This is a genomic window from Pedobacter heparinus (assembly GCF_032678725.1).
GTDB lineage: Bacteria > Bacteroidota > Bacteroidia > Sphingobacteriales > Sphingobacteriaceae > Pedobacter > Pedobacter heparinus_A.
Genome location: NZ_JAVTSC010000030.1, coordinates 1 through 8307, shown reverse-complemented (window position 1 = coordinate 8307; position 8307 = coordinate 1). Strand labels below are relative to the sequence as shown.

Genomic DNA, 8307 nt, shown 5'->3' with positions numbered 1-8307 from the left:
TTGAAATAAACAGTAAAAACCTAGTAATAAACAATCTAAACAATTAATTATGACAAAAAAAGCTACAAAATTTGGTTTAAAGGACTCAATCAGGTGGTTAGGTACCATGGCTGTAGTAATCATGCCACTTTTTATTCCCCTTTTTCTTAGTGCAAAGGCTGTGGATATGGGTAAAGTGGCGTCCGTTGCCTATGGTCTTAATGAAAGCAGGTCTTTGCTTCAGGAACGTATCATAACCGGCCGGGTCAGCGACGTTAATGAGGCTGGAATAATCGGGGCTGGTATAAGGGTTAAAGGAACAAAAATTGCTACTGTTTCGGATTTGAATGGAAACTTTTCTATCACGATTCCCAACAACGACGCAATACTGGAGTTTACCTCTATTGGCTATGCGACAAAAGAAGTGCCGGTTAAAGGCTTAAAGGAAGTTCGTGTCACCTTGCAGGAGTCAACAGCTACTATGGACGAGGTTGTCATAACCTCTTTTGGTACACAGAAAAAGGAAAGTGTGGTTAGTGCGATTTCAACCATTCGACCTTCTGAAATGAGAAATTCGTCAAGTAACCTAACAACCGCTTTAGCGGGAAAGGTTGGTGGAGTGATTGCCTATCAACGGTCAGGAGAACCAGGGCTGGATAACGCTGAATTTTATATCCGTGGCGTTACTACTTTTAGTACATCAGGTAAACGGGATCCGCTGATCCTGATTGATGGGGTGGAAATGGCAACAAACGACCTCGCCCGGTTGAACGTAGACGACATCGCATCCTTTTCCGTACTAAAGGATGCCAGTTCTGCGGCACTGTATGGTGCACGTGGCGCAAACGGCGTGATTCTCGTGACCACAAAGGTCGGAGCGGTAGACCAATTGGCGATCACCGTAAGAGCTGAGCAGTCCAACTCTTATAATACTAAGTTAGCCGGACTGGCCGATCCTATTACCTACATGAAACTTCACAACGAAGCGGTGCGAACGCGCAACGCCCTGGTAGACCTACCCTATTCTTCTTCGAAAATTCGGGAAACAGAGCTGGGCACCGATCCACTTCGCTACCCGTCTGTGAATTGGTACGACTATCTGATAGACGATAAGGCGATCAACCGCCGTCTTAATATGAACCTCACCGGTGGGGGACAATCTGTACAGTATTATCTGGCTGCCAACTTTCAGAATGACAAGGGAATACTAAAAGAAAGCGAACAAAATCTGGTCGAGAACAACATCGATATCAGTCGGCTTCAGATACGCTCTAATGTGACCATTAAGTTTGCACCAACCACTACTGGTGTTGTGCGTGCATACGGATCATTTGATGATCGGACGGGCCCTTATATTCCTAGTATGAAAGACGAGTTGGGCAACACAGTATCGGGCGGGGCGGCGGTATTCCGCGCGGCGCGAAATGCGTCTCCGGTGCAGTTCCTTCCATTTTATCCGGCAGACAAAGCCAACGAATTCACTGACCATATCCTTTTCGGTATGAATCCGGAAATGACTTTTTACAACCCTTGGGCGCAAGTGGTCAGCTCATTCCAGGAATCGAAAGAGTCCATGATGCTGTTGCAACTGGAAATGGATCATAAATTTACCGGGAGTTTAGAGGGGTTAACTGTAAGAGGAGCATTCAACTCGATGCGAAAAGCGTATTATGCGCAAAACCGCGCGTATAATCCATTTTATTACAGTCTTGCAAATACCATAGACGATTCCTACCAATTAACACCGCTCAATCCAGACGGCGGTACTGAGTATCTGAACTTTCAAGGTCAGGGCAGGACGGTCAATGCGTCCCAGTACGGTGAGGTTCGCGTACAGTACAACAAAACCTTTAATAAAAAACATGATCTCAATGCCTTATTAGTGGGTACGATGAGAAACGAAACTGGTACCCTTCAATATGATGAGCGGGTGTCTGATGACCTTCAAGCCTCTCTTGCACGAAGGAATATCTCGTCAGCTGGCAGGTTATCTTATGGATATGATTCTCGCTACTTTCTGGAACTAAACTATGGATATAACGGTACCGAACGTTTCGCCGAGAAGAACCGCTGGGGATTTTTTCCTTCTGCCGGCGCTGGGTGGATGGTAAGCAACGAATCGTTTATGAAGGGTATGAAGGATGTGATCACTACTTTAAAATTACGTGCTACGTATGGTAAGGTCGGAAACGATCAGATAGGGTCTTTGTATGATCGGTTTTTCTACCTGTCCCAGATCAATATGAACGGGACTGGATACTGGTTTGGTCTTAATAGAGGCTACCGTTCGGGTATTACTATCGATCGGTATGCCAACGACCTTATAACCTGGGAAATTGCTAAAAAGACGAATTTCGGTTTAGAGCTTGGATTGTACAACGATCTGACGCTTATAGCAGACTTTTTTCAGGAAACCCGAAGTAATATTCTTCAGACCCGGGTAGATATACCGACTACCATGGGTCTTCGGGTAGTCCCTCAGGCAAATGTTGGAGTGGCCCAGGGAAAAGGATTGGATGTGGAGCTAAAATACAACAAACACTTCAATAACGGTTTATCGTTAATGATAAATGGCAATTTTACTTATGCAGCCAGCACAGTTAAGAAGTGGGAAGAACCTGATTATAGTGATGTTCCCTGGCGTACCCGCGTTGGACAAAAGATTAATCAGCCGATAGGTTACATCGCCGAGCGACTGTTCATTGATGAGGAAGAAGTAAACAACTCGCCCAGACAATTATTTGGAGAATACGGTGCAGGAGATATTAAATATAAGGACATCAACAATGACGGTCAGATCAATACGGACGACAAGGTAGCCATTGGTCACCCGACTATTCCTGAGATCATTTACGGAAACTCGATCTCGGTAGCATATAAAGCCTTCGACATCAACTTCTTTATTCAGGGGTCCGCCAGATCCTCTTTCTTTATTAAGCCCGAAGGTATCTCTCCCTTCCTCAACCAGGGACAAAAAGCGCTAATGCAAACGATCGCAGACGATCACTGGTCTGAAACGAACAGGAATATACAAGCATTCTGGCCCCGGCTATCTGAGTACACCATCTCAAATAACAATCAGGAGAGTACGCATTGGTTGCGTGATGGAACCTTTATACGACTAAAACAGGCGGAAATAGGCTATACTTTACCCGAGCGATTGAGTAAAAGAGCCCGCATGAGGATGATGCGGGTGTACCTCAGCGGAACCAATTTGTTTTACATTTCTAAGTTTAAGATGTGGGATCCGGAAATGGGCGGCCTGGGCCTGGGATATCCGGTTCAGCGAGTGATTAACTTAGGTTTGAATGTTAAATTTTAATAAAGGCAAACAGCGCTTTTAGCCATAAACGATATACGAATGAAGCATATAATGAGAATAATAGTAGCCTTTTCCCTGATGGGAAATATGAGCTGCAAATACCTGGATGTGGTACCAAATAACACAGCGACATTGGACCACGCCTTCTCCAATCGCTCAGTAATGGATAAGTTTCTGAGAACATGTTACTCACACTTGCCAGATCCGACCGATCCGTTTTACTACCCTGCCTATTTTACCAGCAGGGACGAGTTTGATTGGAGGAGCGATAGCAGGGCTGGAAATACGCCCGCCGGCCAAATTTCCCGTGGACTTCAAAACACCAATAATCCACTGCAGGATTACTGGTCGGGGGGACAGGGAGGTAAATCAATGTATACAGCCATACGTGACTGCAATATTTTTCTGGAAAACGCACATATTCCCCGTGATATCGACGAACTGGAACGGGCTCGATGGATCGCCGAAGTGAAATTCCTAAAGGCCTATTACCATTTCTTTTTAATGGAATTGTACGGCCCCATCGTGTTGGTGAAAGAAAACCTGCCCTTATCGGCTACTCCTGAGGAAACGAAAGTATATCGCGAACCAGTGGATGAATGTGTAAACTACATCGTGCAGTTGCTGGATGAGGCGGCGGTTGATTTACCATTGGCACTTCCAGATCCGTCGACAGAACAAGGCCGGATTTCCAAAACTATTGCACTGGGTATTAAGGCGAAAGTTTTAGCCTGGGGAGCCAGTCCATTATTTAATGGCAATCCGGATTATGCAGGTTGGATCGATAAGCGCGGGAAACAATTAATATCCAGTACACCCGACCCTAAAAAATGGGAGAGAGCTGCTGTGGCCATAAAGGAGGCAATTGATGCGGCCCATTCTGCCGGGAACCGCTTATATGAATTCAACAAGTTTGCAGGTGGCGCCCAAACATTCGCAATGAATGACTCTTTGGTGCAGTTGATGACTGTCAGAAAGGCTATTACTGAATCGATCGACCGAAATACAGGAGTAATCTGGGCCACACAAGAACAATTTGCAAATGGTAAAGGTGGTTCCTCGGCCCTTGCTGTGCTGGGAAATATGCTTGCAAGTCTTTTTCCGGTATTGTATAGTACGGATCAGCCTAGTTTGATCAACTACATGTCTGCTTCCTGGCATATGGGTGAATTGTTTTATTCAAACAACGGTGTTCCGATTAATGAAGATAAAACGTATGACTACAATAACAGATATAGCTTAAAACGGGCAACGTCGGCAGATCATCATCAATCTTATATTGCTACTGGCGAAGTAACCGTCCTTCTTCACTTCTTCCGGGAGCCGCGTTTTTACGCCAATTTAGGCATCGACAGAGGATTCTTTGAGCTATCCACTACTACAACCAATGGTGGCGTCTCCTTTGCCCCATTCATTAAGAGCCGTCCCGATGAGATTGGACCAGCAGCAGGCCATGGTGCATATACGCCTAAAAAGATTATCCCGTTTGAGTCATCCGCCAGCCAGGGAGATGTGAATAAGCGATATACTGCATATCCTTATAACTTTCCTTTACTACGCTTATCAGATCTTTATTTGCTTTACAGCGAGGCACTGAACGAAACAAAGGGCCAACCAGATGCAGAGGTCTACAAATGGATTGACGAGGTGCGGGCTAAGGCGGGATTGAAAGGCGTAGTACAGTCGTGGCAACAAGCGGCCTTTAATCCTGACGCACCATCAAATAAAAATGAGATGCGTAAAATTATTCAAAGAGAGCGCTTGATCGAGCTCTCATTTGAGGGACAACGCTTCTGGGATATACGTCGATGGAAAATGGCCGGTCAGTATTGGAGCCTCCGTCCTATGTCCTGGACTCCATCCAGAGAAACAGAACAATTTTATGTTCCTTTCGTCTATAGTCAAGTTGTACGCCAGGTTACATTTAGAGATTACTTGTATCCAATCAAAGACTACGACTTACGGATTAATCCAAATTTGGTTCAAACGTATGGTTGGTAATAATGGCAAGTACAGAATTGGAATTATTAAATAAAGATTACTTTTATGAAAAAATATAGATTTATAATGGCGGTATTGGTTTTATGTACCTTTTTCGCTTGCAAACAGGAAATTGACAAGCCGGGTGGCAAATGGTCTTCCGGGCCGATAGAGGTTGATCAGATCACTCCTATTAACGGAGGAGCGACGATTACGTACAGACTCCCAAACGACCCCAACTTACTTTACGTAATGGCAGAATATGAGCGGAACGGGAAATTGTTTACCGAGAAATCGTCTATCCATAAAAATGTGCTTACAATCGAAGGATTTAACACGCTGGGCAAAGTGCCATTCCGTCTGTACATGGTTAATAAACAGGAACAGCGTTCAGAGCCTCTTGAATTAGAGTTTGAGCCCCTGGAGTCATTGATTAGCATTGCCAAGAATTCCTTGAATATGGTGCCGGGATTTGGCGGTATTGTTGCGAATTGGAGTAATCCAAAACAGACGGAATTTGGTGTCCGGTTGATGGTTAAAGACGAAAAAGGCGGACTGGTAACCCAGGAAATGTATTTTTCCTCGAGCGAAAAGGAACGCCGCTCATTTCGTGGCTTTACTCCAAAAGAGACTACTTTTGCGATCGCTTTTGAAGATAAGTGGGGAAATATATCGGACACGACAGTGCTTAAGACAACTCCATTCTTTGAGACAGTGATACCGAAACCATACGCGGATTTTCGGTCAAGTATCCCTTATGACAACATCACAACCCTTTCTGGCAGAAACATCAGTACACTATGGGACAACATCGTTAATACTGCTTCTCACGGATGGTTGACCCAATCCGGAGGCGGTAGCGGCATATCTATGACTATTGATCTCAAACAAGTTGTCAAGCTCAGTCGGATTGTTATTCACGGTTATCATGTCAACTCCGTTTACGGACAAGCAAATATTACTCAATTTGAGGCATGGGGTGTCAAGAAAATTGATTTTGCTAAATTGGCTGACCGTCCGTACTGGCTGGACGAGTATGGTGTTCGCAATAAGAACATCAGAGACCTCGATGGGATTACCGAAACCACCCAGCTTCCTGCCCGGACATTTAAGGATGACTGGCAATATTTGGGTTGGCATGCAATACCTCGCTATGACAGAATGGTTCCGCCAGATCCACAGGGCGCATTAAACCTTGCAGCAAACGGTACGGAATACGAAATTCCACTCGATGCCGGCCCCGTGCGATATATTCGAATATTTGTACGTGAAATTGCAGGTGCAATGCCACCTCCCGTAAACAACTATTGGTCTATGGGAGAGATTACTGTTTATGGCGATAACACAGTTCCACAACAATAGAAATGGAATAAACTTTATACAGATGAAAAAGATAACTAAAATAGTTCCCATAACGCTAGCCTTCGTAGCGGTCGTTTTATCATTATTGTCCTCTTGCGACAAAATGGACGACATTCAACAAAAATATGCTGAGAAAGAAGAGCAAGTCTATTTAGGAAGAGTAGACTCCATTAAATATTTTTCGGGATTCGGAAGAGCAAAGATAACATGGTATATCGGTTCCGATCCCAAGGTAGAAAAGACCATTATCTACTGGAATATGAGGAAAGATTCAATTGTGAAAGAATTTGTACGTAAAGGACCAGGAGTCCAAAAGGACTCGGTGATCGTTGAAAACCTTCCTGAAGGCTCCACACTTTTTGAATTCAGGAATATAAACAACAGAGGAGAAACCTCATTATATTCCTCTTCAACCGTCAATGTATGGGGTTCAGAATTTGCAGTTGGCTTGCGTGCGAGAAATTTAACAGCGTTTAATTTCGACTATGCACAGGCACTTTTCACGCTAAACCTTTCGCCAGCCACTCGCGGGGATAGTGTCATCTATTCAGAGATTGTTTACAAAGACAAAGTCGGCGCGGAAAAAACAGTGAGAATAGAACGGACTACAGATGAAGTTCAATTACCTAGCTTTCCCGACGCCGGTGAGTTTAAATTCAGAACTGTTTTCTTTCCACCTCAAGGGTTAGATATCGTTTACAATGCGTTTAAAACCTATCGGGCACCAGAGGCAATCTCTAACAGAGGTGTAAAACTTTCAGTTACAGGAAGGATAGCAAGTAAATATTTTACGGGCGAAGGGCAAAGTTTATATGAGTGGAATGCTACAGGCGGCATCATTCGTTATGCTGTAAACGCAGACGGATCGTTAACCCAAACAGCATCCATGGCTTCGCTCGTTCCCCGCGCTACTTATCGCGATTTCTTCTACTATGATGAGGATCGGTTTATCGGTATTAATACCGCCGGTGCTGTATCTATGCACCAAATTCAAAATGGGCAGCTAATTTTTGTAAAAGCGACTCCCGCTGCAGCAAACACTTTCGGAACCGGATTTACTATGCCGAGGTTTGTACCCGGTAAAGGTTTCTTCTTCTCCGTGTTAGCCGCCTCGGCAGATGTATTGACCTCAGGGGAGGTTAAGGCCTGGTATGCAAAAAATGATGCTACATTTGGCGCGCCTAACGGAGTTACCGTAGGAAAAGGGTATGCTATTTATGAGCCCCTTACTATATTCAATAATCAATCTCTTTTGGGGGTTGACGCCAATGGAATTTTATGGAGCATTCCAGTCACGGCGAACGGTTCTCTAGGTTCCAGAAGTCGTATCGGTACCGGCTGGAACCGATTCAAAAAAATAGTAGGTGTTGGAACATCGTTGCTATGTATGGAAGGAAATGGTGATTTTTACGTATTTAATAATTTTAATTCGACTGATAAATATTGGATTGTAAATTAAGAAGTAATTAAAAAGTATGGTTCATATGAGGTATTCTGTTGAAGCTTCATATGAACCGTACTCTGTAAATGGAGATTTTACAAATGTGAATGGAATAATTTTATATCGCATGAAAAGATTAATTATATTCCTCATTACTTGTTTCCCTTTAATAGGACACACCCAATCGGCTTACTTTACAAAGGAGTCAATTCCTACTATTGGC

Annotated in this window: 4 protein-coding genes; all 4 read left to right on the top strand. The window is 44.0% G+C overall.

Annotated elements, in window-relative coordinates; all coding sequences use genetic code 11:
• The first annotated feature begins 49 nt into the window (after positions 1 to 49).
• The 4 genes from R2Q85_RS24310 to R2Q85_RS24295 are packed head-to-tail and all read left to right on the top strand — an operon-like array spanning position 50 to position 8102.
• A complete protein-coding gene (locus R2Q85_RS24310; RefSeq protein WP_316814411.1) occupies positions 50 to 3301 on the top strand; it encodes a TonB-dependent receptor in 3252 nt (1083 codons plus the stop codon).
• 39 nt (positions 3302 to 3340) lie between these two features.
• Complete coding sequence (locus tag R2Q85_RS24305; protein ID WP_316814410.1) at positions 3341 to 5302, top strand: RagB/SusD family nutrient uptake outer membrane protein; 1962 nt, start codon at positions 3341 to 3343, stop codon at positions 5300 to 5302.
• 45 nt (positions 5303 to 5347) lie between these two features.
• Positions 5348 to 6643, top strand: coding sequence for a DUF4959 domain-containing protein (locus tag R2Q85_RS24300; protein ID WP_316814409.1), 1296 nt, complete (start codon positions 5348 to 5350; stop codon positions 6641 to 6643).
• A 22-nt stretch (positions 6644 to 6665) separates the two neighbouring features.
• Positions 6666 to 8102 carry a DUF4998 domain-containing protein gene (locus R2Q85_RS24295; protein WP_316814408.1) on the top strand — a complete coding sequence of 479 codons (1437 nt, stop codon included), beginning with the start codon at positions 6666 to 6668 and terminating at the stop codon, positions 8100 to 8102.
• Positions 8103 to 8307 lie beyond the last annotated feature (205 nt).